A 24,326-nucleotide genomic window follows, 5' to 3' on the forward strand; every position below is an offset into this window, starting at 1 on the left:
CTCCCCACCTGTGGGGAGAGGCCGGAATTTGCGAAGCAAATTCCGGGTGAGGGGAGTCTCCGCGAGTCCGTCTCTCACCGTCATTGCGGAAGCAGCCCCTCACCCCAACCCTCTCAGCGCGAGCGAAGCTCGTCGCGGCCTCGTAAGAACGGGGGGAGGAAGAGCAGGCCGCCTCACCCGTTCTCCACCAGAAACTCCACCCGCTCCGCGGCAAACCGCGAATGCTTGGTCACCAGCGGCTTGCCTTGGAGATCGTGGTCGGTGGCGTCGACCACCAGGATTGGCCGCCCCAGCGCCAGATCGAGCCGTGCGGCGTCGGTGGCGTCGACGATGCCGGCGGTGATTCGGGTCGCGCCGCGGCGATAATCGCGCACGCCATAATGTGCGAGCAGTTTCGTCATCGAGCGCGTCGCCGCGAACACGGCGCCCGCATCCGGAAACAGGTCCGCCGACAGCCAGGTGGTGGACACGCAGATGGGCGTGCGGTCGGCGAGGCGGATCGCTTCGATCCGTACCAAGGGCGCGCCGATCTTCAATCCCAGCTCCCGCGCGAGCTCGCGCGTCGCGACGTCATCGCTCGCTTCGATCAGCCGGCCATGCGGTTCGCGTCCGCCCGCGCCGACGATCTCGGAAAAGCGCGTGCGGGAGCGCAAGGGATAGGCGAGCTTCTGCGCCTCGACATAGGTTCCGCTGCCGCGCTCGGCCCGCACCAGGCCGCGCTCGGCAAGGGCTGCCAGCGCGCGCCGCACGGTGTGGCGGTTGACGCGATAGGTTTCGGCGATCTCCATCTCGCCCGGCAGCTTGTCGCCGGCCGCAAAGCGACCGTCGGCGATGCCGCGCTCGATACCGTCGGCGACGAGGCGCCATAGCGCGACGCCCGAAGAGGCTGTGTCCTGCATGCTCATGTCGCGGGAAACCTACTCCAGAAATCACATCATTGTCACGAAACAGTCATGGCGCGTCCGTATGAAGTTGTCTATTATCATAGACAACTTCGATGCGGCAAGTTCTGTAGAAAAGCTCGGTGGACCAGGTGACGCAGCACAACAACCAGCAAGCCCAGCGCAAGGCCGCGATGGCCGTGCTGGCGCACGCGGAGGCGGGCGAGATCGCCGCTCGCCTCCGCAACTTGGCCTTGGAATCGGCCCTGCCGGCCCATCAGGATCTGCGCGCGCCCGAAAACGGTCTCGTCATGCTGCGCGGCCGGGTCGGCGGCGACGGCGCGCCGTTCAATCTCGGTGAAGCCACGGTGTCGCGCGCCGCGGTGCGGCTTGCGAGCGGCGAGGTCGGATTCGGCTACACGCTCGGCCGTGACGGTGAGAAGGCGCGGCTGATCGCGCTGTGCGATGCGCTGGTGCAGTCCCGCGATTTCGGCGGGCTCGTCGAGCGTAGCGTTATCGCGCCGTTGCGCGAGCAGCTTATGGTCAAGCGCAAGCAGGCGGTGGCCGAGACCGCCGCGACAAAGGTTGATTTCTACACCATGGTGCGCGGTGAGGGGTGAGATCATGACCACGATTGCGGAGCTGCCACCGGGTTTCGCCGACAAGGTGCTGTCGGCGCAATCGACCTTTCGCTCGGTCATGGACGCGATGGCGCGGCCGGGCTCGGTCCAGCGCATCGTGCCAATGGCGGGCGCCCCAGGGCCGCTGATGCGCGGAACCGCGGCGATCGCACTGACGCTGTTCGATCACGATACGCCGCTCTGGCTCGATGCGCGGATGGCGGAGAGCTCGGACGTGGTGAAATGGCTGAAATTTCACACGGGCGCGCCGGTCGTGCGGGACGCCTCGATTGCATCGTTTGCGCTCATCAGCGACGGTGGTGCGCTGCCCTCGCTTGAGCGCTTCGCGCTCGGCAGCAGCGAATACCCTGATCGTTCGACCACGGTGATCATTCAGGTCGATAGCCTGGTCTCGGGGCGCAGCTTCGAGCTGCGCGGCCCCGGCATCGATGGGGTCGCGACGCTGCAGGCGTCGATCGAGCCTTTCGACCTGTTTGAACGGCTGCACTTCAACGAGGCGCTGTTTCCGCGCGGCATTGATGTGGTGCTGGTCGCCGATGACGCCGTGGTTGCGATCCCCCGCACCACGCGCGTCGTGAGCATGGGAAGCTGAAGCATGTATGTCGCAGTCAAAGGCGGCGAACGCGCCATCGAGAACGCCCATCGCCTGCTCGCACATAAGCGGCGCGGCGACCAAAGGGTTGCGGAAGTCACCCTCAACCAGATCTCAGAGCAGCTCGGCCTTGCCGTCGATCGTGTCATGAGCGAAGGCTCGCTCTATGACCGCGAACTCGCGGCGCTCGCGATCAAGCAGGCGCGCGGCGATTTGATCGAGGCAATCTTCCTGGTTCGCGCCTTCCGCGCCACCCTGCCGCGCTTCGGCACCAGCGAGCCGGTCGACACCGGCGCCATGCGGCTGCAGCGGCGAGTGTCCGCGACCTTCAAGGACATTCCCGGCGGCCAGATCCTCGGCCCCACCTTCGACTACACCCACCGCCTGCTCGATCCCTCGCTCGCCGAAGGTTTTGTGCCGGAGACGCCGGCGACGGCCGAAGCATCGACTGCGCCGACGCCGCGCGTCACCGACATTCTCGGACGCGACGGGCTGATCGAATCCTCGCCGCAGGCTGAGGATGGCGCCAGCGTCGGCGATCTCACGCGCGAGCCGCTGAATTTTCCGGCCGAACGCGACCTGCGCCTGCAAAACCTAGCGCGCGGTGACGAAGGCTTTCTCCTCGCGATGGGCTATTCCACCCAGCGCGGCTATGGCCGCAACCACCCCTTTGTCGGCGAGATCCGCTTCGGCGAGGTCGAGGTCGAATTCTTCGCGGAAGACGCAGGCTTTGCCGTGCCGCTCGGCGCCATCGAACTGACCGAGTGCCAGATGGTCAACCAGTTCAAGGGATCGGCGACTGAAGCGCCGTGCTTCACCCGCGGCTACGGCCTCACCTTCGGCCAGAGCGAGCGCAAGACCATGTCGATGGCGCTGGTCGATCGCGCGCTGCGTGCCCGCGAGCTCGGCGAGGAGGTGCGTGCGCCGGCGCAGGACGAAGAGTTCGTGATGTCGCATTCAGATAATGTCCAGGCGACCGGCTTCGTCGAGCACCTGAAGCTGCCGCACTATGTCGACTTCCAGTCCGAGCTCGGCCTCCTGCGCAAGCTGCGTCAGGAGTTTGCCGAGTCCAATACGCCCGATGCCATGAAGGAGGCCGCGGAATGAACGCGCCCGCCTACAATTTTGCTTATCTCGACGAGCAGACCAAGCGGATGATCCGCCGCGCGATCCTGAAAGCGATCGCGATTCCCGGCTACCAGGTGCCGTTCGCCAGCCGCGAGATGCCGATGCCCTATGGCTGGGGTACCGGCGGCGTGCAGGTCACGGCCGCGATCCTCGGGCCGCAGGATGTGCTCAAGGTGATCGACCAGGGCTCCGACGACACCACCAACGCGATCTCGATCCGAAAATTCTTTGCCAAGACCGCCGGCGTCGCGACGACGACGGCGACGGAGGAGGCGACCGTGATCCAGACCCGTCACCGCATCCCGGAGACGGCGCTGAACGCGAATCAGGTGCTGGTCTATCAGGTGCCGATCCCGGAACCCTTACGTTTCCTCGAGCCGCGCGAGACCGAGACGCGGCGCATGCATGCGCTCGCCGAATACGGCCTGATGCATGTGAAGCTCTATGAGGACATCGCCCGCTTCGGCCATATCGCGACCGCCTATGCCTATCCGGTCAAGGTCAACGCGCGCTACGTGATGGACCCGTCGCCGACGCCGAAATTCGACAATCCCAAGATGGACAATTGCCCGGCGCTGCAATTGTTCGGCGCCGGCCGCGAAAAGCGCATCTATGCGATCCCGCCTTACACGCAGGTGGTGTCGCTCGATTTCGAGGATCACCCGTTCGAGCCCTACCGCTTCAATGCGCCCTGCGCGCTGTGCGGTGCGGAGAATTCCTATCTCGACGAGATCGTCACTGACGACAAGGGCGGCCGAATGTTCGTCTGCTCGGACACCGATTATTGCGAGGGCCGCCAGGCCGCTGGCCATCACGGCAGCCTCAGCGCCGCGCCGTACAAGGAGAAGGCGCAGGAGGCCTCGAATGGCTGATCAGAATCTGGTCGAGAACGACGAGCCGCTGCTGGTCGCAAAGTGTCTCAGCAAGTCGTTCGGCCGCATCGCCGCCTGCCGCGACGTCTCGTTCTCGCTTTATCCCGGCGAAGTGTTGGCCATCGTCGGCGAATCCGGCTCGGGCAAGTCCACGCTGCTGCAAATGTTGTCGGGCCAGCTCGCAGCCAGCGCCGGCCACGTCTCCTACCGGATGCGTGACGGCGTCACCCGCGATCTCGCCGCCCTTGGCGAGGCCGAGCGCCGCTTCCTGTTCCGCACCGATTGGGGTTTTGTGCATCAGGACCCCGCGCAGGGCCTGCGCATGGCGGTCTCGGCCGGGGCCAATGTCGGCGAGCGGCTGATGGCGGTGGGGTGGAATCACTACGGCCGCATCCGCGACACCGCGTCGGACTGGCTGACGCGCGTCGAGATCGATGTCGCGCGCATCGACGATGCGCCGCGCACCTATTCCGGCGGGATGCGCCAGCGCCTTCAGATCGCGCGCAACCTCGTCACCGAGCCGCGGCTGGTGTTCATGGACGAGCCGACCGGCGGCCTTGACGTTTCCGTGCAGGCGCGCCTGCTCGACCTCCTGCGCAGCCTCGTCGCCGAGCTGCACCTCGCCGTCATCATCGTCACCCACGATCTCGCGGTCGCACGCCTCTTGTCGCACCGTGTGATGGTGATGAAAGGCGGCCGCGTCATCGAGACCGGCCTTACCGACCAGGTGCTCGACGATCCCCGCGAGCCCTATACCCAGCTCCTCGTCTCCTCGATTCTCCCGCCATGAGCTTTTCGATGCCTGCCATGATCGACATTGCCGATGCGCAAAAGACCTTCACGATGCATCTTCAGGGCGGCATCGAGCTGCCGGTCGTCCGCGGCGTGACCTTCCACGTCAATCCGGGCGAATGCGTCGTTCTGTCGGGCCCGTCAGGCGCCGGCAAATCGTCGATCCTGAAAATGATCTTCGGCAACTACCGCTGTGACAGCGGCCGCATCGGCATCCGTCATCGCGGCGCGGTGATCGATCTCGCCACTGCCGAGCCGCGGCAGGTCCTCAACATCCGCCGCTCCACCATCGGCTATGTCAGCCAGTTTTTGCGGGCCGTGCCGCGCGTTGCCACCATAGACGTCGTCGCCGAGCCGCTGATCGTGAACGGTATGAGCCGGACCGATGCACAGGCGCGCGCCGGCGAGCTGCTGCATCGTCTCAACATTCCCGAGCGTCTCTGGCAGCTTCCGCCCGCGACCTTCTCCGGCGGCGAGCAGCAGCGCGTCAACATCGCGCGCGGCTTCATCTCGGACCTGCCGATCCTGCTGCTCGACGAGCCGACAGCCTCGCTCGATGCTGCCAATCGCGCCGTGGTGGTCGAGCTGGTCGCCGAGAAGAAGCGCCAGGGCGTTGCCATGGTCGCCATTGTCCACGACGACGAAATCCGTCATCTGATTGCCGACCGCATCGTCGACGTCACCAGCTTTGCCGCCGCGGCCTGAAGGACATGGAAATGAAGCCGAAGGACACAGTGATCGCCAACGCCAGGATCGTCCTGGCCGACCGGGTGATCGAGCAGGGCTGGCTCGCTCTTGCCCATGGACGCATCGCCGAGATCGGCGAGGGCAGGGCACCCGCCGGCGCAGAGGATGCCGGCGGCGATCTCATCATGCCTGGCCTGATCGAGCTCCACACCGATCATCTCGAAGCGCATTACGTGCCGCGGCCAAAGGTGTTCTGGAATCCGGTCGCCGCCGTCATCTCCTATGACGGCCAGCTCGCGACGTCAGGCATCACCACGGTGTTCGACTCACTCCGGGTCTGGCGCGAGGACGGCGCCGAGGAGGTCGATGGCCGCGCCGGCGTGCTCGCCGCCGCGATCACCACCGCGCGCGAGGCCAGCCTGCTGCGCGCCGACCATTTCCTGCATCTGCGCTGCGAAATCCCGATGCCGAGCGTGGTCGAGGAGGCCAAGGAGCTGATCGGCCGTCCCGACGTCAAGCTGATGTCGCTGATGGATCACACGCCCGGCCAGCGCCAGTTCCGCGACGAGGTGAAGCTGCGCGATTATTACCGCGGCAAAGGCGGCGGCAAGACCGATGCCGAGCTCGACGAGCTGTTCGCAAAACGCTTCGAATATCAGAGGCTCTATGCAGCGGCCAACATGCGCGAGATCGTGGCGCTGGCGCATCAGTACGAGATTCCGCTGGCGAGCCACGACGACACCACCGAGGAGAACGTCGCAGACGCCGTGCGCGATCGCGTATCTGTGGCGGAATTCCCGACCACGCTGGAGGCTGCGCGCGGCCTGCACCAGGCCGGCATCGACATTCTCATGGGCGCGCCGAACGTCGTGCGCGGCGGCTCGCACTCCGGCAACATCGCCGCGGTCGATCTCGCCCGCGAAGGCCTGCTCGACATCCTGTCGTCGGACTACATTCCGTCCAGCCTGCTGATGGCGGCGCTGCAATTGCCCGAACACGTACCGGCGATCAGCCTTCCGGCCGCGGTTCGCACCGTGACCAAGGCGCCGGCCGAGGCGGTCGGCCTCACCGATCGCGGCGAGGTCGCGACCGGCAAGCGCGCCGATTTGATCCGCGTGCAGGTCGCAGGCCACGTTCCCGTGGTCCGCAGCGTGTGGCGCGAAGGAAGCCGCGTCGCATGAGCGAGATGGTCACCACGGCGCAGGGCGAGGCGGGTGCGATCGGCCCCGGCCGGCTCGTGCTCGTGGTCGGCCCCAGCGGCGCCGGCAAGGATACCCTGCTGCGGCTGGCGCAGGCGGCTTGTATCGACGATCCCGACATCGTCTTCCCGCGTCGCATCGTGACGCGAGAGTCCTCCTCGGCAGAGGACAATATTGCCGTCAGCCCCGATGAGTTTCGTCGCGCGCGCGAGCACGGCGATTTCGCCGTGCATTGGGAGGCGCATGGACATGCCTATGCGCTGCCGATCGAAATCAACGACGACATTCGCGCGGGTCGCGCGGTCGTTGTGAACGTCTCACGCACCGTGATCGTCGCGTTGCGGCACGCCTATGCCAATGTCGTGGTGGTCGCGATCACGGCGCCGCCGGACGTGCTGGCGCAGCGGCTCGCCGCGCGCGCCCGTCACAGCGACGGCAATATTGCCGATCGCCTTGCGCGCAGTGTCGACGACGTCTCGGCCAATGCCGACGTCACCATCCTCAACGCCGGCAGCGCGGAGTACCACAGCCGCCAGCTGATGCGCGTGATCAGGAATGAAGACTGGCAAGAGTAGTTGCCGGAAAAATAAGGAGAGAGTAGAATGACGGTGGTCGAAACGGTCGAACAGCTAGAGGCCATCTACGGCGCCACCAATGACGCCTCGACCGTGAAAGTCGCCGACCACGTCACGCCGCTCTACCGCATCTTCATCGAGAAGGCGCCGTTCGCAGCGCTCGCCACCATTGGCCCGGAGGGCATCGACTGCTCGCCGCGCGGCGATCTGCCCGGCTTCGTCCGCATTCACGACCCCAAGACGCTGATGCTGCCGGACCGCCGCGGCAACAACCGGGTCGATTCCTTACGCAACATCGTGCGCGATCCCAGGGTGTCGCTGATGTTCCTGATCCCCGGCTCCGGCAATGCGGTGCGAGCCAACGGCCGCGCGCATCTGTCGATCGATCCGGAGCTGCTGGCCTCGTTCAAGGTCGAAGGCAGGGCGCCGCGCAGCGTCATGGTCATGAACGTGGAGGAGATCTATTTCCAGTGCGCCCGCGCCATCGTCCGCTCCGATCTCTGGAACCCCGACAAGCGCGTCGACCCGAAGAGTTTGCCGACACCCGGCCAGATCCTCGCAGAGATGAGCCAAAACAAGGTCGGTGGCGTGGAGTACGACCGCGCGTGGCCGGAGCGGGCCGCGGCAACGATGTGGTGACCCCGCGCTCTCTCGTCCCCCTCTCCCCGCAAGCGGCAGGGCTATCGCATATGACTTGTTGCGGCGGCCTGCGCGCACGTCCTTCGAGACGGCGCTTACGCGCCTCCTCAGGATGAGGCTAATCAGCGTCAGTGCCCTTTGAAGCTGCAGCTACCCACTCCGTCCTCATCCTGAGGAGCCCGCCTAAAGCGGGCGTCTCGAAGGATGGCCGCAGGGAAAAGCTCTCATATGCGATAGCCCTGCCGCAAGCGGGGAGAGAAGGAAGCGCCGCTCCGCTTCAATTGAACGCCATCCCCCCGCTCAGCGCGATGGTCTGCCCGGTCATGTAGGCATTGTCGACCAGCAGCATCACCGCTTTCGCCACCTCGTCCGCCGTGCCGAAGCGGCCAAGCGGGATGCGGCTGACGAGCTGCGGCTGGCCGCTCATCATGTCGGTCTCGATCAGCGACGGCGCCACGGCATTGACGGTGATGCCCTCCTTCACAAGGCGCGCCGCATAGCCCCGCGTGAGACCTTCCAGGCCGGCCTTGGACGCATTGTAGTGCGGGCCGATCGAGCCGGCACCGCGCGCGGCGCCCGAGGAGATGTTGACGATGCGGCCCCATGTCCGCGCGCGCATCGAAGGCAGCACCGCCTGCGTGCACAGAAAGGCGGATTTCAGGTTGACCAGGATGGTGCGGTCGAAATCGTCCTCGGTGAGATCGTCGACGCCGCGCGTGATGGCAATGCCGGCATTGTTGACGAGGATGTCGATCGGCCCGAGCCCGGCCGTGACGCGCTCGACCATTCCGGCCACGGCCTCGCGCTGCGAGACATCGGCGGCGACGACGATGGCGCGGCCGCCCTGCTTGCCGATCTCGCCCGCCAGCTGCTCGGCCTGCCCGATTCTCTCGCGGCAGTTGATCGCCACCGCTGCACCTGCTTCGGCCAGTGCGCGACAGACGGCCGCGCCAATTCCGCGCGAGCCGCCGGTCACGAGCGCCGTGCGCCCCTTCAGAGCAACCGTCATGCCTGGAACCTCCCAAGTCGTCGGGCTTGTGGTGCTCGAAGCGTATCATGCTTGCGGCTCGCGCGTGTTGAACTCATCGCGAGATGAATCCGTCTGTCCGTGCTTGCGGCGGGAGAATCGCCCCGGCGTGCTGGTCGCAAATATGGATAGCCATTTCATTGACCAATCGTGCCAACCGCTCGATATTCGGAGCGTAGAGACTGCTCCTCGAGCTTGATGCCGCGATATGAGAATTGATCACCAGCGTAACCAAGACGACATGCAAGCCTGCATGACGCGGCGCTGTTTCTCGGCGGCAACGGGCGCCTGTTGTTGTTGCTGACCGTCTCTTAGCAGCACCCAACACCGAAAATCCCAAGAAAAATCCCAAGACAGGAACGCCGAACTCCGGCGAACGAGCAGTCATGTCCCAGACCCAGTCGAACGCCTACATCATCGAGATCCAGGACCGCGCCGCCGGCATCATCACGAGAGACGAGCGCGGCTTCCGCTTCTTCTCCTCCGAGCGCCTGTTCGACAGCCTCGAAGGCCGCCAGTTCCGTTCGGCCCGCGAGGCCGAACGCGCCGCCCGTGCCGTGTTCTCCGAGCGTAGCCGTCGCGCGAGCTCGCACTTCTTCGCCAACTGATCCCACCGAAAGGACCGCGTCATGATCAACCGACGACACATTCTGGCAACGACGCTGTTGCTTGCGACGGCCCTGGCTGCACCCGCGCGCGCCGAGGACAAGCCGGCGGAAATCCGCATCGGCACGCAGAAGGGCGGCTTCTTCCCGGCGGTGCGTCAGCGCCAGACGCTCGAGAACGCCTTCAAGCCACTGGGCATCGAGATCAAGTGGGTCGATTTCCAGTTCGGTCCGCCGCTGCTGGAAGCCATCAATGTCGGCAGCGTCGATTTCGGCTATGTCGGCGACTCACCGCCGATCTTCGCGCAGGCCGGTGGTGCCAAGATCCGCTACGTCGCCGCGGTGAAATCCGAAGGCAACACCCAGGCGATCATCGTGCCGAAGGATTCGCCGATTCACTCGCTGGCAGATCTCAAGGGCAAGCGCGTCGCCTTCGGCAAAGGATCGAGCGCGCATAATCTGCTCGTCGCTGCGCTCGAAAAGGCCGGCCTGTCCTGGTCCGACATCACGCCGGCGCCACTGGCTCCTGCCGATGCGACGGCCGCCTTCATCAAGGGCTCGGTCGATGCCTGGTCGATCTGGGATCCGTATCTCGCGCTCGCCGAATTGAAGGAGAGCGCCCGCGTCATCGCCTTCGACAAGGACGTGCACAAGCCGAACGCCTTCTACATCGCCGGCACCGACTTCGTGGAGAAGTATCCTTCGCTGGTCGCCAAGCTCAACACGACCTTCGCATCCGAAGGCGTCTGGGCGGACTCGCACCATGAGGATGTGGCGAAAGCACAGGCGGAGGCGACCGGCGTCGACATCGAGGCAATCAGGCGCTTCGTCGACCGCTCCAACTATCGCGTGGTGCCGCTCGACGCCGAAGTGGTCAAGAGCCAGCAGGCCGTCGCCGATCGTTTCGCAAAGCTCGGCCTGATCCCGAAGCCGGTCAACGTCTCCGACATCGTCTGGAAATGGACGCCGGGCTCCTGATCCTGATCAACGCCGCCGACGCGCCCTGGTGCGCGCCGCCTTCTTTGCGGCAGCGGAGCGGACCTTGGCGCCCTTGGTGTGGCTCGCCTTCCGCGCGGCGGCCGAGCGGGACGCAGCGCTGCGGCCCTTGGCGGCGCGCTTGGCCTGTTTCGACAGCGCGCTGCGCGATCCGGTCGACCGCGGCTCCTTCTTCAACACGCCTTCGACGGCGCGCGACACACGCGGCCGGCGTTTCGCGGTCCGCTTGCCCTGCCCAACCTCATAGGCATATTTGGCGCTGCGGCGCGTTGCCTTCTTGGTGCGCCCTTTGCGCGGTGGCGGCAGATCGACACCGGCGCGACGCGCTTCGGACAGGCCGATCGCGATGGCCTGCTTGGTCGAGCGCGCGCCGTGCTTGCCCTTGCGAATTTTGTCGATCTCGTCCTTGACGAATTCGCCGGCCTGCGTGCTGGCCGACTTGCCGGCGCGCTTGTCCTGCCGGGCTTTGCGAATGACTTCTTGTCTTGGCATGGTCGAGTTCCCCTTCGTGATTGACAGGGATGTCTGACCGCAACGCGCAAGACAGAAGATCGATCCGTTTTAGTTCCTCAGCGCCGCCAGCAACTCATCCGGGCGCTCGGCCATGATCATGTGGCCGGCGCCGGGCACCACGACGGTCTTTGCATGCGGGATCGCGGCGGCAAGCGCCTTGCCCGCCTTGGCCGGTGTCATCATGTCCCGCTCGCCAAGAATGAGGGTGGTCGGCACCTTCACGCTTGCGGCAGCGGGCAGCGCGTTCGCGTAGGCATTGCAGGCCGACAGATCCCTAAAAAGGACGCCCGGCTCGCAAGCCTTCAGCACCGCCTGCGCACCGCCATGCATCCACAGGCCCGGCGCGAGGCTGCCGCCGAGCTCGGCGTTGAAACCGAGGCCCCAGATCGCGACCATGTCGTTTGCATCCTGCGAGCTGGCTTCGGCCGCCTTCAAGAGATCCGGACCGACTGTCATGGTCGCGGCGGTGCCGATCAGGCTGAGCGCCGAGACCTTGTCCGGATGCCGCGCGGCGGTCTCCAGGGAGATCAGCGAGCCCATGGAATGGCCGATCAGATGCGCCTTGGCGGCTCCCGCCGCATCGAGCAGCGCCGCCGTCCAGTCGGCCATCTCGGCGATGGTCGAGAGCGAAGGCCCGGCCGAGCGGCCGTGGCCGGGCAGGTCGGGCGCGAGAACGGAAAAACCATGATGAGCGAACCAGCGCGTGTGCAGCGCCCAGGTCGAGTGGTCGAAGCCGGCGCCGTGGATGAAGACGACCGCGGGCAGCGACTTGTCGAAATCGCGGCCGCCGGTTGCGACAAACACCTCGGTGCCGTTGACGGAGAGCTTCATGGCTTTCAGACCTTTTGCGAGATGCGCAGCGCTTGGTTGAGGTCGTCGATGATATCGCTTGCCGTCTCGATGCCGACCGACAGCCGCACCAGCTCTTCGCCGACGCCGGCGGCCTTGAGCTGCTCGGCATCCATCTGTTGATGCGTGGTCGACGCCGGGTGGATCACCAGCGTCTTGGCATCGCCGACATTGGCGAGATGGCTGATCATGCGCAGCGATTCGATGAACTTGCGCCCCGCGGGCCGGCCGCCCTTGATGCCGAAGGAGACGATCGAGCCGGCGCCGCGCGGCAGCAGCGTCTTGGCAAGCTGATAGTCGGGGTGGTCCTCCAGCGAGGGGTGCAGCACCCAGTCGACGGCCTTGTTGGCCTTGAGCGCCTCCAGAACGAGATGCGTGTTCTGCATGTGGCGGTCCATGCGCACCGGAAGCGTCTCCACGCCCTGCAGCAGCTGGAACGCATTGGTCGGCGACAGGCAAGCGCCGAAATCGCGCAAACCCTCGGTTCGTGCGCGCATGATGAAGGCGGCGGTGCCGAACTGCTCGTCGAAGACGATGCCGTGATAGCCGCCATACGGCTCGGTCAGCACGGCGAACTTGCCCGATGCGCGCCAGTCGAACCGGCCGCCGTCGACGATGGCGCCGCCAATTGCGATGCCATGGCCGCCAATCCATTTGGTCGCCGAATGCATGACGATGTCGGCTCCTAACTCGATGGGCCGGCTGAGATAGGGCGTGGCAAAAGTGTTGTCGATCAAGAGCGGGATCTTTGCCTCATGCGCGATCGCCGCGACCTTGGGGATGTCGAGCACCTCGAGGCCGGGATTGCCGATGGTCTCGCCGATCACGAGCTTCGTGTTCGGCTTGATCGCCGCGCGGAATGCGTCGAGATCGCGCGGTTTCACGAACGTCGTGGTGATGCCGAAGCGCGGCAGCGTGTGTGCCAAGAGATTGATGGTGCCGCCATAGAGCGAGCTCGAGGCCACGATGTGGTCGCCGGCATTGAGCAGCGTGGCGATGGCCAGGTGCATCGCCGCCTGGCCGCTCGCCGTGCAGATCGCGCCGACACCGCCTTCGAGCGCCGCGAGCCGCTCCTCCAACACGCCGGTGGTGGGGTTGGAGATGCGCGTATAGATGTGGCCGGCGCGCTCCAGGTTGAACAGCGCCGCGGCGTGGTCGGAATCCTGGAACACGTAGGACGTGGTCTGGTAGATCGGCACCGCCCGGGCCCCGGTCACGGGATCCGGGTGCTGGCCCGCATGCAGGCTCAGGGTCTCGAAGGCAGGCGGTTTCGGCGCGGGCATGCGTGGCCTCGTTGGTCGGTCGGCGATGGCGGTCGTTGTGCCATAAAACGGCGCACGAAGTCAGCCATTGACAGCGCCGCATCGGCGGTGCGCTCCCTCGCCCCGTTCTTACGGGGGGAGGCGAAGCAGCGCCGTCCGCGCTTCAGCGCCGATCGCCTGCTCGATGATCCGCGCCTCCCGCAGCAGGATCTCCGCGACCTCGTGCTCGCGGCGGGGGCCGAGCCGCGTGCGAACCGCGGAGACGGTCATCGCCGCGGCGGGCTGCCCGTCCGGAGTCTTGATCCAGGTCGAGATCGATTTCGTGCCCTGCACCAGGCCGATCTCTCTCATGCCGTATCCCAGCCGTCGTGCGGCGGTGACCTCGCCGAGCACCGTCGCGACATCGGTCCGGTAAGCCTCGAACCGCTTCTCGTTGGCTGCGACGATCTTTCGCGCCTCCTGCGCCGGCATCGCGGCGAGGATCGCGACGCCGGCGCTGGAGACGCCGAGCGGCCGGCGCGCGCCGACCTCGATCGACAGCACCTGGATCGGATAGACGCCGATCCGGCGATCGACGCACAGCGTGTCGTTGCCGGTGCGCACCGTCAGGAACAGGGTGTCGCCGATCTCGGCAGAGGCGCGCTGCAGCGATGGATTTGCGGCGACCAAGAGCCGCGAGGGCCGCGGCCGGGCCAGCGCCAGCTCCGGCACCTGGTTGCCGATCGCGTAGCGGCCGCTCTTGCCATGCCGCTCGACGATGCCTTCCTCGATCAGCACGTGGACGATGCGATGCACGGTCGGACGGGTGAGGCCGGTCGCTCGGATCACCTCCGCCAATGGCACACCCTCTTCGCGGCCTGCGGCAAGGATGCGCAGCACCGCGAGCGCGCGCCGGATCGCCTGCGCGCCCTGCCGCGGTTCCACGGCGCTGCGGGCGGATTTCGCTGAACGTCTCTTGTCCATATTATGGACAAGAACGCCACAATTCACTCGACAGGGCAAGCGCGCATCTGGAGATTGCGCTCCTCGGAATGCCTTGTGAGCCGTCTTGCGTGACGTCAGGGCATTCGACGTGAATTGGAAGCGCCGCCGGGAGGTTAACATGAGATTAATCTGGATTGCCATAGCTGCCGTCGCTGCGATGCTGGCGGGGCCAGCGTCGGGCCAGCAATGGCCGGCGCGCAACGTCAAGCTGATCGTGCCTTATCCCGCCGGCGGCAATGTTGACAGCGCCGCACGCATCATCGCCGACAAGCTCCAGGGAAAGCTCGGCCAGCCCTTCGTCATCGAGAACAAGGCTGGTGCCGGCGGCATGATCGCGGGCGAAGCCTTCGCGAAGTCGGCGCCCGACGGCTACACGCTGTTCGTCGGCGCCAACGGTCCGGTGCTGTTCGCGACCGAGATCAACAAGCGCGACGCCTATAACTGGAAGAAGGATTTTCTCCCCATTTCGACGATCTCGATGACGCCGCTGGTGCTCGAGGTTCATCCGTCGGTGCAGGCGACGACGCTCAAGGAGTTTCTCGATCTCGCCAAGCGCGAGCCCGGCAAGCTGACCATGGCCTCGCCCGGTCCCGGCACCACCAATCATCTGCTCAGCGAGCTGATGCAGTCCAGCCTCGAGCTGCAATGGGTCACGGCGCACTACCGCGGCAATGCGCCGGCCATCAACGATCTCCTGGGCGGCCAGGTGCAATTCGCGTTCGACCAGCTCACGGTCAGCCTGCAGCACATCAAGGCCGGCCTGTTCCGCGCGCTCGCCGTCACCTCACCGCATCGCCTGAAGTCGCTGCCTGACGTGCCGACCTTCGCCGAGCTCGGCTACAAGGACTTTGACGGCCAGACTTTTACCGGCCTGTTCGCGCCCGCCGGCACGCCGGCGCCTGTTATCGACAAGCTGCACGAGACGCTGGTCGCGATCCTGAAGGACCCCGCCGTGATCGACAAGTTCGAGAAGCTTGGCGGCGAAGCCACGCCGATGACGCCGGACGAATTCAAGGCCTATCTCGAACGCGAGGACGCCAAGTGGATTCCGGTGGTGCGCAAGGCCAACATCAGGGCGGATTGATCGATGCGGATCGACCCCACCGAGCTCGGCGCCGAGCGCATCTACCGGCTGATGACCGGCATCGTGGTGCCGCGCCCGATCGCGTGGGTGACGAGCCTTTCGAGCAAGGGCATGCTCAACCTCGCGCCGTTCAGCGCCTTCACTTTCGTCTCGCAGAAGCCGCCGATGCTCGCCATCAGCGTCGGCCGCAAGGGCGCAGATTACAAGGACACCGCGCACAACATCCTCGATACCGAGGAATATGTGATCCACATCGCCGACACTCCGCTGATGTCAGCAGTGCACGACAGCTCCGTCGAGCATCCGCCTGAGATCAGCGAGGTCGAGCATCTCGGGTTGGAGACGCTGCCCTGCGAGCGCATCAAGGTGCGCCGGCTCGCCGCCGCGCCGGTCGCGATGGAGTGTCGCTTCCGGCAATGCCTCGAATTCGGCGATGCCAAGAGCCGGCTCATCGTCGGCGAGGTGGTGATGTTCCATTTGCGCGACGGCCTCGTGAACGACGGCAAGGTCGAGACCAAGGCGCTCGACCCGATCGCGCGCATCGGCGGCCCGCGTTATGCCCGCCTCGGCGAGATCGTGACGCTCAACACCGTGTTCCAGACCCCGAAATCGAAAGATTGAGCGCCGCCACCGCGCGGCCCCCGAACACCATTGGAGAACGACCATGCGCCTCGTAAGCTATCTCTTGGATGGAGAGCCGCGTTACGGCGCGGCCGTGGAAGGCGGCGTGGTCGATCTGACCAGGCGGATCGGTCGCGACTATTCGGATGTGAAGGCGCTGATCGCGGCCAGCGCACTCGCCGATGCGCAGGAAGCCATCGCCGGACAGAAGCCGGACTTTGCGCTGGAAAAGCTCGTCCTGCTCCCGCCGGTGCTGGCGCCGGAGAAGCTCTGGTGCATCGGCGTCAACTACGCCGAGCGCAATGCCGAATACAAAGACAATTCCGACCTGCCCAAATATCCGAGCCTGTTCGTCCGTAGCATGTCCTCGATATCAGGCTCCGGCCAGCCGATCGAGAAGCCCAGGGTTTCGGACCAGCTCGACTATGAGGGGGAGCTCGTCATCGTGGTCGGGCAGGGCGGCCGCCACGTCCCGCGCGAGAAAGCGTGGTCGCACATCTTCGGCATGACCTTGTGCAACGAGGGCACCGTCCGCGACTGGCTGCGCCACGGCAAGTTCAACGTCACGCAAGGAAAGAACTTCGACCGCTCCGGCAGCATCGGCCCCTGGATCGTCACGTCGGACGAGCTCGACCCACGCGGACCTCACGACATCGTCACGCGCGTCAATGGCGAGGTGCGGCAGCAGGACACGACCGAACGGCTGATGTTCCCGTTCGACTTCCTGATCTCCTATCTCTCCACCTTCGCAACCCTCAAGCCCGGCGACATGATCGTGACGGGCACGCCGACCGGCGCCGGCGCGCGCTTCGATCCGCCGCGCTGGCTCAAGGTGGGCGACGTCGTCGAGGTCGAGTCCAGCCGCATCGGCGTGCTGCGCAACACTGTGGCCGCGGAGAGCTAAGTCATGCTGGACGCTGCCACAATCGAACGCCTTGCCGCGCGCCTCGATGAAGCCGAGCGCACCAAGGCGCTGATCCCGATGTTCTCCAAGGAATATCCCGACTTCAGCATCGAGGATGCCTACGCCATCCAGCGCGCCTGGACGAAACTCCAGCTCGGCCGCGGCCGCGTCATTAGGGGACACAAGATCGGCCTGACCTCGAAGGCGATGCAGAACGCGGTCGGCATCAACGAGCCCGACTACGGCGTGCTGTTCGCCGACATGTTCTATGCCGACGCCGCGCCTGTTCCGTTCGACCGCTTCCACGCGCCGCGCATCGAGGTCGAGCTCGCCTTCGTGCTGAAGGCGCCGCTGCGCGGTCCCGATTGCACCATCTTCGACGTGCTCAACGCCACGGACTACGTCACGCCCGCGCTGGAAATTTTGGAGACGCGCATGCATCGCGTCGACCCCGAGACCGGCAAGACGCGAAAGGTCATGGATACGATCTCGGACAACGCGGCCAATGCCGCGCTGGTGCTCGGCGGCCGGCCGATCCGCCCGATGGATGCGGACCTGCGCTGGATCGGCGCGCTCCTGTTCCGCAACGGCGAGGTCGAGGAGACCGGCCTTGCCGCCGGCGTGCTCAATCACCCCGCCAACGGCATCGCCTGGCTTGCCAACCGCCTCGCGCCGCATGACGAATATCTCGCCGCCGGCGAGGTCGTGCTGGCGGGATCGTTCACGCGTCCGGTCGACATCCGCCGCGGCGACACCTTCCATGCCGACTACGGCGCCTTCGGCTCGGTGTCGTGCCAGTTCGTCTGAAGCAACAACAAGCAGGGAGCGCACCATGACCGGTCAAACGCGGCGCAAGAGCATTCACATCGGCGGCTTCAAGCACGTCAATCCGATTCCGAACGCCTGCCGCATCGGCAATCTCGTGATGTCCGGCGTCATCTTGGGGCGCGATCCCGCGACCAATGCGATGCCGGAGAGTCTCGACGCCCAATGCGCCAACATGTTCGCGCATATGAAGGCGACGGTGGAGGCCGCCGGCGGCACCACCGATGACATCATCAAGATGACGGTGTGGCTGAAGGACCGCTCGCAGCGCGGCCCGGTCAACGTCGAGTGGCTGAAGATGTTTCCGGACGAGCATTCGCGGCCCGCCCGCCACGCGCTGCCGATGGACAACATGGATGGCGGCGCGCTGGTGCAGTGCGACTTCACCGCCGTGATCGACTGAGGAGTTTTGCGCATGCCGACCTATCTGCCGTTCGATCCCAATCCGCGCCGCCCGGTCAAGGCGCCGCCGCCGAAGACGGTCGACAGCCAGTTCCACGTGCTCGGGCCGATCGACAAATATCCGGAGCGCCCAGGCGCCGCCTATCGGATGCCGACCGCAACCTGGGAAGCGGCGCTGCGCATGCACAAGACGCTCGGCATCGAGCGTGGCATCATCGTGCAGACCACGACCTATGGCGCCGACCATGCCGTCGTGCTCGACGGCCTCGCCGCCATGGGCCCGAACTATCGCGGCTGCGCCAACGCACTGGTGTTCGCCGAGGCGAGCGACTCTTATCTCGCCAAGCTGCATGACGCGGGCGTGCGCGGCGCGCGCTTCAGCTTCCGCCAGGAGCTCGGCGCGGTGCTGTCGGACGCCGATTTCGCCCGCGCCATCGCGCGCATCCGCGAGCTCGGCTGGTACGTTAAGATCCAGCCGGAGAAGGACGGCATCATGTCGAGCGTGGCCAAGTACGAGAATCTCGATGTGCCCGTGCTGATCGACCACATGGCGCGCCCTGATCCGCAAGCCGGCAGGAACGACCCGAACCTGCGCAAGATGCTGGAGCTGCTCGAGAAGGGCAATTTCTGGGTCATGCTGTCGCTCGGCGAGAAAACCTCGAAGACGGGCGCTCCCTACGACGATGTGATCCCGATCGCGCGCGCCTATATCGAGGCGGCCCCCGATCGCTGCGTCTGGGCCAGCGACTGGCCGCACCCGGTCTCGGTGAAGCAGCCGCCGAACGATGCCGACCTGTTAGAGCTGATGTACCGCTACGCACCTGACCAAGCCGAGCTGGAGAAGATCCTGGTGCACAATCCGGCCAAGCTGTTCGGCTTTGCGGATTAAAGGGCTCGAGACGCGCCACGATCACGGTGCGCTCCCTCTCCCGCTTGCGGGAGAGGGTCGGGGTGAGGGCTCTTTCCTCTTGGTGATTGTCCCATTGCGGAGACACCCTCTCCCCAGCCCTCCCCCGCATGCGGGGGAGGGAGTGCACCTTCATCGTCGCGACAGTCCAGCGCTCACACCACCTGCTGCTTCGCCAACCTCTCCCGCACCTCGGCTGCGATCTCGAACGAGCGCAGCCGGGCGGCGTGGTCGTAGATCTGGCCCGTGGTCATCAATTCGTCCGCGCCGGTCTCGGCGATCAGCTTCCTCAGCTTCTCTTCCACCACACTGGGCGAGCCGACCGCGGAGCACGACAACGCTTGCGCAACGCCGGCCTTCTCCGCCGGCGACCACAGCGCGTCCATGTCGTCCACCGGCGGCGGCAGCGGCCCCGGCGTGCCACGGCGCAGATTGATGAACTGCTGTTGCAGCGAGGAGAACATCCGCTGCGCTTCCACGTCGCTGTCCGCCGCGAACACGTTGACGCCGATCATCGCATAGGGCTTGTCGAGCTGCGCCGACGGCTCGAACCGTGCGCGATATTCGCGCAGCGCCGGCATCATCATCTGCGGCGCGAAATGCGAGGCGAACGCGAACGGCAGCCCCAGCATCGCAGCAAGCTGCGCGCCAAACGTGCTCGATCCCAGGATCCAGAGCGGCACCTTCGTCCCCATGCCGGGCACGGCGCGGATCGCCTGGTTCGGCTGCACGTCGCCGAGCAGCGCCTGCAGCTCCAGCACGTCATGCGGAAAATTCTCGGACGTGGTGGCGAGGTCGCGCCGCAATGCCCGTGCGGTGAACTGATCCGTGCCCGGCGCGCGGCCGAGCCCGAGATCGATCCGCCCGGGATAGAGCGATTCCAGCGTGCCGAACTGCTCGGCGATGACCAGCGGCGAATGGTTCGGCAGCATGATCCCGCCGGAGCCGACGCGGATCGTCCTGGTCCCGCCTGCGACATGGCCGATCACCACCGAGGTCGCCGCGCTCGCGATGCCCGTCATGTTGTGATGCTCGGCCAGCCAGAACCGTTTGTAGCCCCACTTCTCCGCATGCTGTGCAAGATCGAGCGAGTTGCGAAAGGCCTGCGACGCGTCGCCGCCCTGGCGGATGGGCGCGAGGTCGAGCACGGAGAAGGGGATCATATGAGGGCTGCCGGTGTGGAGGGGCGCGCAATGATGCGCGCTTGCAAGAAACACATGTAGTGGCAGCGCGCAGGATGGGTAGAGCAGTTGCGAAACCCATCATGCTTCGTCACCGAAGGCTGGTGGATCCGCTGCCGCTCTACTCATCTCGCGCTGGGAGCCGTGAGGACCCACGTTCACAAGACTGTTATTGCGACGAATGGCGCCCTTCGTCCCAACTGGGCGTTTCGCACCTGTTGTTGTAGCTTGTCGGAGCAGCTGCACTGTGCCAGGAGGAACTGACATGACCGCGGTCGTATTCAACCGCCGCAACCTGCTCGCCGCCGGCGGCTCCGTCCTCGCAACCGGGCTTTTGACGTCAGGGGTTTCCGGTCTGCTGCTGCCGGCTCGCGCGAGCGGCCTTGCGCCGACCGAGTCGATGTCTGGTGGGGCGAACAACTACCGCAAGGGCGCGCCGGTCGTGGAGCGGATCGGCAAGGGCGGCTTCTGGATGAGCGGCACCGTGCGCCGCGCCGGCGACGGCGCTCCGCTCGCCGGGCAGCGCATCCAGATCTGGGCGCACACGGTCGAAGGGCAGGAGCACGAGCCGCAGAGCCATGGCGCCACGCTCACCGACAAGGACGGCAAGTTCCGGCTCGAGATGCCGCAGATCATTCCCATCTTCGGCCAGCCGCATGGCCACCTCGCCTATGACAGCGGCGAATTCAAAACCGTCTTCCTGCGGCCGGTGATGCGGAGCGCAAAGGAGACCAGCCTCGAGGCGCACTTCGTGCTTCAGCCGGCTTGAGCCGAATTGCACATGAAGGGATGGCGACTGGCCCGGGTGATCCTGATCTGGGCTGCCCTTGCCTTGGCCATCGGCGCGCCGATAGCCATTGCTGCGGGGAGTGAGCTGCTTGCATGGCGCGGTCCGGTCTACATCCTCGCCGGATTTGCCGGAATTGTTGCCCTTGGTCTTGTGCTTGTTCAACCCCTGCTGATCGGCGGGTACCTGCCGGGATTGTCGGCCTATCGCGGCCGGCGTGCCCATCACTGGATTGGCGGCGCGCTTGCTCTGGCGATCGTGATCCACGTCGCCGGCCTCTTGATCACCAGCCCCCCTGATATGATCGACGCGCTGACCTACTCATCGCCGACGCCGTTCTCCCCCTTTGGCGTCACCGCGATGTGGGCCATCTTCGCTGTTGCGCTGTTGGCCCTCCTGCGTCGGCGACTGGGACTGCGGCCGCGAACCTGGCGCTACGTTCATATGCCGCTGGCGATCGTCATCGTCGCAGGCAGCGTGGTCCATTGCCTGCTGATCGAGGGGACGATGGAGACAATCTCGAAGGCCGCGCTGTGTGCGCTCGTCCTCGCGGCAACCGTGAAAGTCATGATTGACCTGCAGGTATGGCGAAAGCGACGGACGTTGCGCGGCGAGAGCATTGCGCGGCAGTAATCCGGGCGGACCAGTCACATCCGAGACTTCCCCAATTCCATCCTTTGTGTGCAGAATGGCGCGCGCCAAGGATCGTCATCGGGCCGGGAGGATCTCGAAATGGCAGAGCAGACAATTTACTTCGACGACGGTGCCGCCTACGAGCAGATGATGGGAATCTGGAGCCGGTTCGCTGGCGAGATATTCCTTGACTGGCTGGCACCGCCTGCCGGCTTGCGGTGGATCGACATCGGCTGCGGCAACGGGGCCTTCACTGAACTCCTGGTCGAGCGCTGCAGCCCCGCCGAGGTCCAGGGCATTGACCCCTCGGCAGAGCAGCTTGCTTTTGCGCGCACGCGACCTGCGGCGCGCGTGGCAAAGTTTCGCCAAGGTGATGCCATGGCGCTCCCTTTCGCCGACGGCAGCTTCGATGCGGCTGTGATGGCGTTGGTTCTCGTGTTCGTTCCGGATCCCGCCAAGGGCGTCAGCGAAATGGTGCGAGTCATTGTCCCCGGTGGTGCCGTCATGACGTACATGTGGGATATGTTGGGTGGCGGCTTTCCGCTTGATCCGATCTACGATGCGATAAAGGCAATGGGCCTTGCGGCGACCCGCCCACCACGGATGGACGCGTCTCGCATGGGAACATTGCGCGAGCTGTGGACCGGAGCAGGTCTCGAGGACGTGCAAACGCGAGAGATTGCGGTGCAACGGACTTTTTCAGGTTTCGATGACTTTTGGGCAACCAGTCTGAAGTCTCCTGCGCTTCGGCCTGCCGTTGCAGCGATGAAACCGACAGACGTCGAGACTCTCATCTCGCAGGTTCGTGCGCGCCTGCCGGCGGATGCCGATGGTCGCATCACCTGCAATGCGCGTGCACACGCGATCAAGGGACGCCGGCCCAAATAGCTTGCGGCGCGGAGGATGGGTAGAGCAATTGCGAAACCCATCATCTTCGCCACCGAACGAGTCTGATGGGTTTCGCTGCGCTCTACCCATCCTACGGGCTGTGCTCTGCTTGCCGCAAATGACGACGAGGCGTAACCTCACGCGATGACCGTCACGGCCCCCGATCTGAAAGCGTTCCTGCTGGCGACGCCGTTCTTCGGCGGTCTTCCGGATACGAGCCTCGAGCTCCTGATGTCGATGCTGGTCGAGCGCCGCTTCGATGCCGGCGCAACCGTCGTGGCGGAGGGGGAGCCGGGACGCTCGATGTTCATCGTCAAATCCGGCCGGCTTGCGGTGAGCAAACGGACGAATTCAGGCAGCGTCATCCCGATTTCCGTTCTGGAGCGAGGGGATTTTTTCGGTGAGATGACGCTGATCGAAATGCAGAACCGCTCAGCAACGGTTGTCGCGGAGGCGCCGACCGTGCTGTACGAGCTGACGGCCCAGAAGCTTTACGCGTGCTACAAGGCCGACATCCACGCCTATGTGATCGTCCTGCAGAACATCAATCGTGAGCTTTGCCGGCGGCTGCGCCGGGCCGACGATCGCTTCGCGGCACTGTCGGTTGATGACGGCAATAATGGTGCGTAGGGATAGAGCAGTGGCGAAACCATCATGTTTCGCCAATGAGCAGAGCCTCGATGGGTCTTAGCGATCACGACTTATCGTGCGCGTACTTCTCCAAGACCAGCCGATTATACTCATCTCTCACGGCTCTTCGGGAAATATGCCCTTTCCGATCTTTGGCGATTCTCAGAAGGTCAGGGTCGGTCGGTGCCCTTGATTTGCGCCTAAATCTCGCAAAGAGGGGGGTCGTAGGCTCCGACATCCTCCCAAACAGCCGGTCAAACCATCCCATGGTGTCCTCCCGGACAGGCCGCGAGTTACAAGACTATCACCATGAAATTAGGGGTCAACGTGCAGTGCGACTGCATCTTTTCGAAGAGGCGCAACCGAAAGCTGATATCGATCGCAACGATTTTGACCCGTCGGGCAAAACACCCCGCCTCCTGTCAAAAACCCGTCAACCCCCTCCTGCAAAAATATTCCACTTTACCGAAATTCGGAATTACGGCATTCTCCCGTCATCCCAGCCCAAGGAGAGGGGCGATCGTACGTCGTCACGAACGTGGGTTGGGGTGCGGTGGACGCGGCAGCGCCGGGCATGAAGGTGGGACCAGGGCGAGATGAACCTCGTGAGGTCCTCACTCCGTGCGGACGGACGGCGCGAACGTCTTGCGAAGCCTTCGGGCCAAGCAGGGCGAAGCTGCGTACGGCAAAACCGTGTGGTCCTGACCGTCGTTGCTACGGTCAAGCCTTGCGGAGATGCTTTTGGGCTCAACCGGGCCTGGAGGTATCGTCAATTCGCGAGGTGACGGAGGCCAGAAGGAACTCGGCTCCGGGGAGAGCAGGCATAAGCCGTCAAACCACCGCGCAGGGAAGGCCGTGTGTTGGGCTTCACCTGTATGCCGCTGTGCAGTTTTCTGCGTGTGCTTTCGCGCAGCGGACCGTGGGTGCCAGCCGGCACCCGGCCTTCCCCATAGGCGTTAAGGTAGCGCGAGCATCGATTGATACGGACGTTTTCGAGGAGGCTCGCGCAGGTGCCGCCCAAGCGCTCGCTTTCTGCGGCGGAAGCAACGGATGGTTGGTTGTGGAATGATCGCTTGTAGCAAGGATGCAACGAGTTGTTGCAAAACACGCCAAGCGCCAGGTGCCGTCAGGCGGCCTGCATCCAGCGGGGAGAGTCCTCGAAGTCGCGGGCAAGCGGCTCGAGCAGCAGGATGATCAAGAGGTGTGCCAGCAAGTAGGGCTT

At 65.1% G+C, this 24,326-nt stretch carries 28 protein-coding genes; 21 read left to right on the forward strand and 7 right to left on the reverse strand.

Going from position 1 to position 24,326, the window contains the following annotated elements; genetic code table 11:
- Nucleotides 1-173 precede the first annotated feature (173 nt).
- Nucleotides 174-905: a phosphonate metabolism transcriptional regulator PhnF gene (phnF, locus tag YU9_RS0123780; protein ID WP_027575044.1), complete on the reverse strand. Its 732-nt coding sequence runs from the start codon at nt 903-905 to the stop codon at nt 174-176.
- A 119-nt stretch (nt 906-1,024) separates the two neighbouring features.
- On the opposite strand from phnF, the gene phnG reads away from it, so the two are divergent.
- The 9 genes from phnG to YU9_RS0123825 are packed head-to-tail and all read left to right on the forward strand — an operon-like array spanning nt 1,025 to nt 8,006.
- Entirely contained in the window at nt 1,025-1,501 is a 477-nt protein-coding gene (phnG, locus tag YU9_RS0123785) for a phosphonate C-P lyase system protein PhnG (protein ID WP_027575045.1), read from the forward strand.
- Nucleotides 1,502-1,505: 4 nt separating this feature from the next.
- Entirely contained in the window at nt 1,506-2,114 is a 609-nt protein-coding gene (gene phnH, locus YU9_RS0123790) for a phosphonate C-P lyase system protein PhnH (RefSeq protein ID WP_027575046.1), read from the forward strand.
- A 3-nt stretch (nt 2,115-2,117) separates the two neighbouring features.
- Nucleotides 2,118-3,221 (forward strand): carbon-phosphorus lyase complex subunit PhnI, encoded by a 1,104-nt coding sequence (locus tag YU9_RS0123795; protein WP_027575047.1) that lies wholly within the window; start codon nt 2,118-2,120, stop codon nt 3,219-3,221.
- A complete protein-coding gene (locus YU9_RS0123800; RefSeq protein ID WP_027575048.1) occupies nt 3,218-4,114 on the forward strand; it encodes an alpha-D-ribose 1-methylphosphonate 5-phosphate C-P-lyase PhnJ in 897 nt (298 codons plus the stop codon). The genes YU9_RS0123795 and YU9_RS0123800 overlap by 4 nt, the downstream gene beginning before the upstream one ends.
- On the forward strand, nt 4,107-4,904 hold the full coding sequence (gene phnK, locus YU9_RS0123805; protein ID WP_027575049.1) for a phosphonate C-P lyase system protein PhnK: 798 nt from the start codon (nt 4,107-4,109) through the stop codon (nt 4,902-4,904). Before YU9_RS0123800 ends, phnK begins: the two co-directional genes overlap by 8 nt.
- A gap of 8 nt (nt 4,905-4,912) precedes the next feature.
- A complete protein-coding gene (gene phnL, locus YU9_RS0123810; protein WP_027575050.1) occupies nt 4,913-5,611 on the forward strand; it encodes a phosphonate C-P lyase system protein PhnL in 699 nt (232 codons plus the stop codon).
- A 5-nt stretch (nt 5,612-5,616) separates the two neighbouring features.
- Nucleotides 5,617-6,774 carry an alpha-D-ribose 1-methylphosphonate 5-triphosphate diphosphatase gene (locus YU9_RS0123815; RefSeq protein ID WP_027575051.1) on the forward strand — a complete coding sequence of 386 codons (1,158 nt, stop codon included), beginning with the start codon at nt 5,617-5,619 and terminating at the stop codon, nt 6,772-6,774.
- Nucleotides 6,771-7,367, forward strand: a complete 597-nt coding sequence (phnN, locus tag YU9_RS0123820; RefSeq protein WP_027575052.1) for a phosphonate metabolism protein/1,5-bisphosphokinase (PRPP-forming) PhnN — start codon at nt 6,771-6,773, stop codon at nt 7,365-7,367. Before YU9_RS0123815 ends, phnN begins: the two co-directional genes overlap by 4 nt.
- Nucleotides 7,368-7,394: 27 nt before the next feature.
- A complete protein-coding gene (locus YU9_RS0123825; RefSeq protein ID WP_027575053.1) occupies nt 7,395-8,006 on the forward strand; it encodes a pyridoxamine 5'-phosphate oxidase family protein in 612 nt (203 codons plus the stop codon).
- Between the two features lie 277 nt (nt 8,007-8,283).
- Here the strand turns inward: YU9_RS0123825 and YU9_RS0123830 are convergent, their stop codons facing one another.
- Entirely contained in the window at nt 8,284-9,015 is a 732-nt protein-coding gene (locus YU9_RS0123830; RefSeq protein WP_027575054.1) for an SDR family NAD(P)-dependent oxidoreductase, read from the reverse strand.
- Between the two features lie 404 nt (nt 9,016-9,419).
- On the opposite strand from YU9_RS0123830, the gene YU9_RS0123835 reads away from it, so the two are divergent.
- Nucleotides 9,420-9,641, forward strand: a complete 222-nt coding sequence (locus YU9_RS0123835; RefSeq protein ID WP_027575055.1) for a hypothetical protein — start codon at nt 9,420-9,422, stop codon at nt 9,639-9,641.
- Nucleotides 9,642-9,662: 21 nt separating this feature from the next.
- The gene (locus tag YU9_RS0123840; protein WP_027575056.1) at nt 9,663-10,616 is read left to right on the forward strand and encodes an aliphatic sulfonate ABC transporter substrate-binding protein; all 954 of its coding nucleotides are present in this window, start codon (nt 9,663-9,665) and stop codon (nt 10,614-10,616) included.
- A 6-nt stretch (nt 10,617-10,622) separates the two neighbouring features.
- On the opposite strand, the gene YU9_RS0123845 is transcribed toward YU9_RS0123840, so the two are convergent.
- The 4 genes from YU9_RS0123845 to YU9_RS42370 form a co-directional block, all read right to left on the reverse strand.
- Entirely contained in the window at nt 10,623-11,126 is a 504-nt protein-coding gene (locus YU9_RS0123845) for a DUF6496 domain-containing protein (RefSeq protein WP_027575057.1), read from the reverse strand.
- Between the two features lie 69 nt (nt 11,127-11,195).
- A complete protein-coding gene (locus YU9_RS0123850; protein WP_027575058.1) occupies nt 11,196-11,978 on the reverse strand; it encodes an alpha/beta fold hydrolase in 783 nt (260 codons plus the stop codon).
- Between the two features lie 5 nt (nt 11,979-11,983).
- Nucleotides 11,984-13,279, reverse strand: a complete 1,296-nt coding sequence (locus YU9_RS0123855) for an O-acetylhomoserine aminocarboxypropyltransferase (RefSeq protein WP_027575059.1) — start codon at nt 13,277-13,279, stop codon at nt 11,984-11,986.
- A 108-nt stretch (nt 13,280-13,387) separates the two neighbouring features.
- Nucleotides 13,388-14,221: an IclR family transcriptional regulator gene (locus tag YU9_RS42370; protein WP_051380494.1), complete on the reverse strand. Its 834-nt coding sequence runs from the start codon at nt 14,219-14,221 to the stop codon at nt 13,388-13,390.
- Between the two features lie 139 nt (nt 14,222-14,360).
- Here YU9_RS42370 and YU9_RS0123865 point away from each other — a divergent pair, with 139 nt between their 5' ends.
- The 6 genes from YU9_RS0123865 to YU9_RS0123890 are packed head-to-tail and all read left to right on the forward strand — an operon-like array spanning nt 14,361 to nt 18,967.
- Nucleotides 14,361-15,326 carry a tripartite tricarboxylate transporter substrate binding protein gene (locus tag YU9_RS0123865; protein ID WP_027575060.1) on the forward strand — a complete coding sequence of 322 codons (966 nt, stop codon included), beginning with the start codon at nt 14,361-14,363 and terminating at the stop codon, nt 15,324-15,326.
- Nucleotides 15,327-15,329: 3 nt separating this feature from the next.
- Nucleotides 15,330-15,947: a flavin reductase family protein gene (locus YU9_RS0123870; protein ID WP_027575061.1), complete on the forward strand. Its 618-nt coding sequence runs from the start codon at nt 15,330-15,332 to the stop codon at nt 15,945-15,947.
- A 43-nt stretch (nt 15,948-15,990) separates the two neighbouring features.
- Nucleotides 15,991-16,851, forward strand: coding sequence for a fumarylacetoacetate hydrolase family protein (locus tag YU9_RS0123875; RefSeq protein WP_027575062.1), 861 nt, complete (start codon nt 15,991-15,993; stop codon nt 16,849-16,851).
- Nucleotides 16,852-16,854: 3 nt separating this feature from the next.
- Nucleotides 16,855-17,658 carry a 2-oxo-hept-4-ene-1,7-dioate hydratase gene (hpaH, locus tag YU9_RS0123880; protein ID WP_027575063.1) on the forward strand — a complete coding sequence of 268 codons (804 nt, stop codon included), beginning with the start codon at nt 16,855-16,857 and terminating at the stop codon, nt 17,656-17,658.
- Nucleotides 17,659-17,683: 25 nt separating this feature from the next.
- Nucleotides 17,684-18,079, forward strand: a complete 396-nt coding sequence (locus YU9_RS0123885) for a RidA family protein (protein ID WP_027575064.1) — start codon at nt 17,684-17,686, stop codon at nt 18,077-18,079.
- Between the two features lie 12 nt (nt 18,080-18,091).
- Nucleotides 18,092-18,967 (forward strand): amidohydrolase, encoded by an 876-nt coding sequence (locus YU9_RS0123890; protein ID WP_027575065.1) that lies wholly within the window; start codon nt 18,092-18,094, stop codon nt 18,965-18,967.
- A 173-nt stretch (nt 18,968-19,140) separates the two neighbouring features.
- On the opposite strand, the gene YU9_RS0123895 is transcribed toward YU9_RS0123890, so the two are convergent.
- Nucleotides 19,141-20,148 (reverse strand): LLM class flavin-dependent oxidoreductase, encoded by a 1,008-nt coding sequence (locus tag YU9_RS0123895; RefSeq protein ID WP_027575066.1) that lies wholly within the window; start codon nt 20,146-20,148, stop codon nt 19,141-19,143.
- A 283-nt stretch (nt 20,149-20,431) separates the two neighbouring features.
- Between YU9_RS0123895 and YU9_RS0123900 the strand changes: the two genes are divergently transcribed.
- The 4 genes from YU9_RS0123900 (at nt 20,432) to YU9_RS0123915 (ending at nt 23,104) form a co-directional block, all read left to right on the forward strand.
- On the forward strand, nt 20,432-20,935 hold the full coding sequence (locus tag YU9_RS0123900) for a twin-arginine translocation pathway signal (RefSeq protein WP_027575067.1): 504 nt from the start codon (nt 20,432-20,434) through the stop codon (nt 20,933-20,935).
- A gap of 12 nt (nt 20,936-20,947) precedes the next feature.
- The gene (locus YU9_RS0123905) at nt 20,948-21,586 is read left to right on the forward strand and encodes a ferric reductase-like transmembrane domain-containing protein (RefSeq protein WP_027575068.1); all 639 of its coding nucleotides are present in this window, start codon (nt 20,948-20,950) and stop codon (nt 21,584-21,586) included.
- A gap of 99 nt (nt 21,587-21,685) precedes the next feature.
- Nucleotides 21,686-22,474, forward strand: coding sequence for a class I SAM-dependent methyltransferase (locus tag YU9_RS0123910; protein ID WP_027575069.1), 789 nt, complete (start codon nt 21,686-21,688; stop codon nt 22,472-22,474).
- A gap of 144 nt (nt 22,475-22,618) precedes the next feature.
- Nucleotides 22,619-23,104 (forward strand): Crp/Fnr family transcriptional regulator, encoded by a 486-nt coding sequence (locus YU9_RS0123915; protein ID WP_027575070.1) that lies wholly within the window; start codon nt 22,619-22,621, stop codon nt 23,102-23,104.
- Nucleotides 23,105-24,326 lie beyond the last annotated feature (1,222 nt).

Source organism: Bradyrhizobium sp. WSM1743, from assembly GCF_000473065.1.
GTDB lineage: Bacteria > Pseudomonadota > Alphaproteobacteria > Rhizobiales > Xanthobacteraceae > Bradyrhizobium.

Excerpts from the sequence above, each read along its gene's own strand:
- YU9_RS0123885 (WP_027575064.1), top strand. The coding sequence starts at position 17,684 with ATGACCGGTCAAACGCGGCGCAAGAGCATTCACATCGGCGGCTTCAAG.
- YU9_RS0123915 (WP_027575070.1), top strand. The coding sequence starts at position 22,619 with ATGACCGTCACGGCCCCCGATCTGAAAGCGTTCCTGCTGGCGACGCCG.
- YU9_RS0123865 (WP_027575060.1), top strand. The coding sequence starts at position 14,361 with ATGAGATTAATCTGGATTGCCATAGCTGCCGTCGCTGCGATGCTGGCG.
- phnK (WP_027575049.1), top strand. The coding sequence starts at position 4,107 with ATGGCTGATCAGAATCTGGTCGAGAACGACGAGCCGCTGCTGGTCGCA.
- phnN (WP_027575052.1), top strand. The coding sequence starts at position 6,771 with ATGAGCGAGATGGTCACCACGGCGCAGGGCGAGGCGGGTGCGATCGGC.
- YU9_RS0123795 (WP_027575047.1), top strand. The coding sequence starts at position 2,118 with ATGTATGTCGCAGTCAAAGGCGGCGAACGCGCCATCGAGAACGCCCAT.
- YU9_RS0123830 (WP_027575054.1), bottom strand. The coding sequence starts at position 9,015 with ATGACGGTTGCTCTGAAGGGGCGCACGGCGCTCGTGACCGGCGGCTCG.
- YU9_RS0123815 (WP_027575051.1), top strand. The coding sequence starts at position 5,617 with ATGGAAATGAAGCCGAAGGACACAGTGATCGCCAACGCCAGGATCGTC.
- YU9_RS0123875 (WP_027575062.1), top strand. The coding sequence starts at position 15,991 with ATGCGCCTCGTAAGCTATCTCTTGGATGGAGAGCCGCGTTACGGCGCG.
- hpaH (WP_027575063.1), top strand. The coding sequence starts at position 16,855 with ATGCTGGACGCTGCCACAATCGAACGCCTTGCCGCGCGCCTCGATGAA.
- YU9_RS0123800 (WP_027575048.1), top strand. The coding sequence starts at position 3,218 with ATGAACGCGCCCGCCTACAATTTTGCTTATCTCGACGAGCAGACCAAG.
- YU9_RS0123870 (WP_027575061.1), top strand. The coding sequence starts at position 15,330 with ATGCGGATCGACCCCACCGAGCTCGGCGCCGAGCGCATCTACCGGCTG.
- YU9_RS0123855 (WP_027575059.1), bottom strand. The coding sequence starts at position 13,279 with ATGCCCGCGCCGAAACCGCCTGCCTTCGAGACCCTGAGCCTGCATGCG.
- phnL (WP_027575050.1), top strand. The coding sequence starts at position 4,913 with ATGCCTGCCATGATCGACATTGCCGATGCGCAAAAGACCTTCACGATG.
- phnH (WP_027575046.1), top strand. The coding sequence starts at position 1,506 with ATGACCACGATTGCGGAGCTGCCACCGGGTTTCGCCGACAAGGTGCTG.
- YU9_RS0123825 (WP_027575053.1), top strand. The coding sequence starts at position 7,395 with ATGACGGTGGTCGAAACGGTCGAACAGCTAGAGGCCATCTACGGCGCC.
- YU9_RS0123905 (WP_027575068.1), top strand. The coding sequence starts at position 20,948 with ATGAAGGGATGGCGACTGGCCCGGGTGATCCTGATCTGGGCTGCCCTT.
- YU9_RS0123910 (WP_027575069.1), top strand. The coding sequence starts at position 21,686 with ATGGCAGAGCAGACAATTTACTTCGACGACGGTGCCGCCTACGAGCAG.
- YU9_RS0123895 (WP_027575066.1), bottom strand. The coding sequence starts at position 20,148 with ATGATCCCCTTCTCCGTGCTCGACCTCGCGCCCATCCGCCAGGGCGGC.
- YU9_RS42370 (WP_051380494.1), bottom strand. The coding sequence starts at position 14,221 with ATGGACAAGAGACGTTCAGCGAAATCCGCCCGCAGCGCCGTGGAACCG.
- YU9_RS0123835 (WP_027575055.1), top strand. The coding sequence starts at position 9,420 with ATGTCCCAGACCCAGTCGAACGCCTACATCATCGAGATCCAGGACCGC.
- YU9_RS0123840 (WP_027575056.1), top strand. The coding sequence starts at position 9,663 with ATGATCAACCGACGACACATTCTGGCAACGACGCTGTTGCTTGCGACG.
- YU9_RS0123845 (WP_027575057.1), bottom strand. The coding sequence starts at position 11,126 with ATGCCAAGACAAGAAGTCATTCGCAAAGCCCGGCAGGACAAGCGCGCC.
- phnF (WP_027575044.1), bottom strand. The coding sequence starts at position 905 with ATGAGCATGCAGGACACAGCCTCTTCGGGCGTCGCGCTATGGCGCCTC.
- YU9_RS0123850 (WP_027575058.1), bottom strand. The coding sequence starts at position 11,978 with ATGAAGCTCTCCGTCAACGGCACCGAGGTGTTTGTCGCAACCGGCGGC.
- YU9_RS0123900 (WP_027575067.1), top strand. The coding sequence starts at position 20,432 with ATGACCGCGGTCGTATTCAACCGCCGCAACCTGCTCGCCGCCGGCGGC.
- YU9_RS0123890 (WP_027575065.1), top strand. The coding sequence starts at position 18,092 with ATGCCGACCTATCTGCCGTTCGATCCCAATCCGCGCCGCCCGGTCAAG.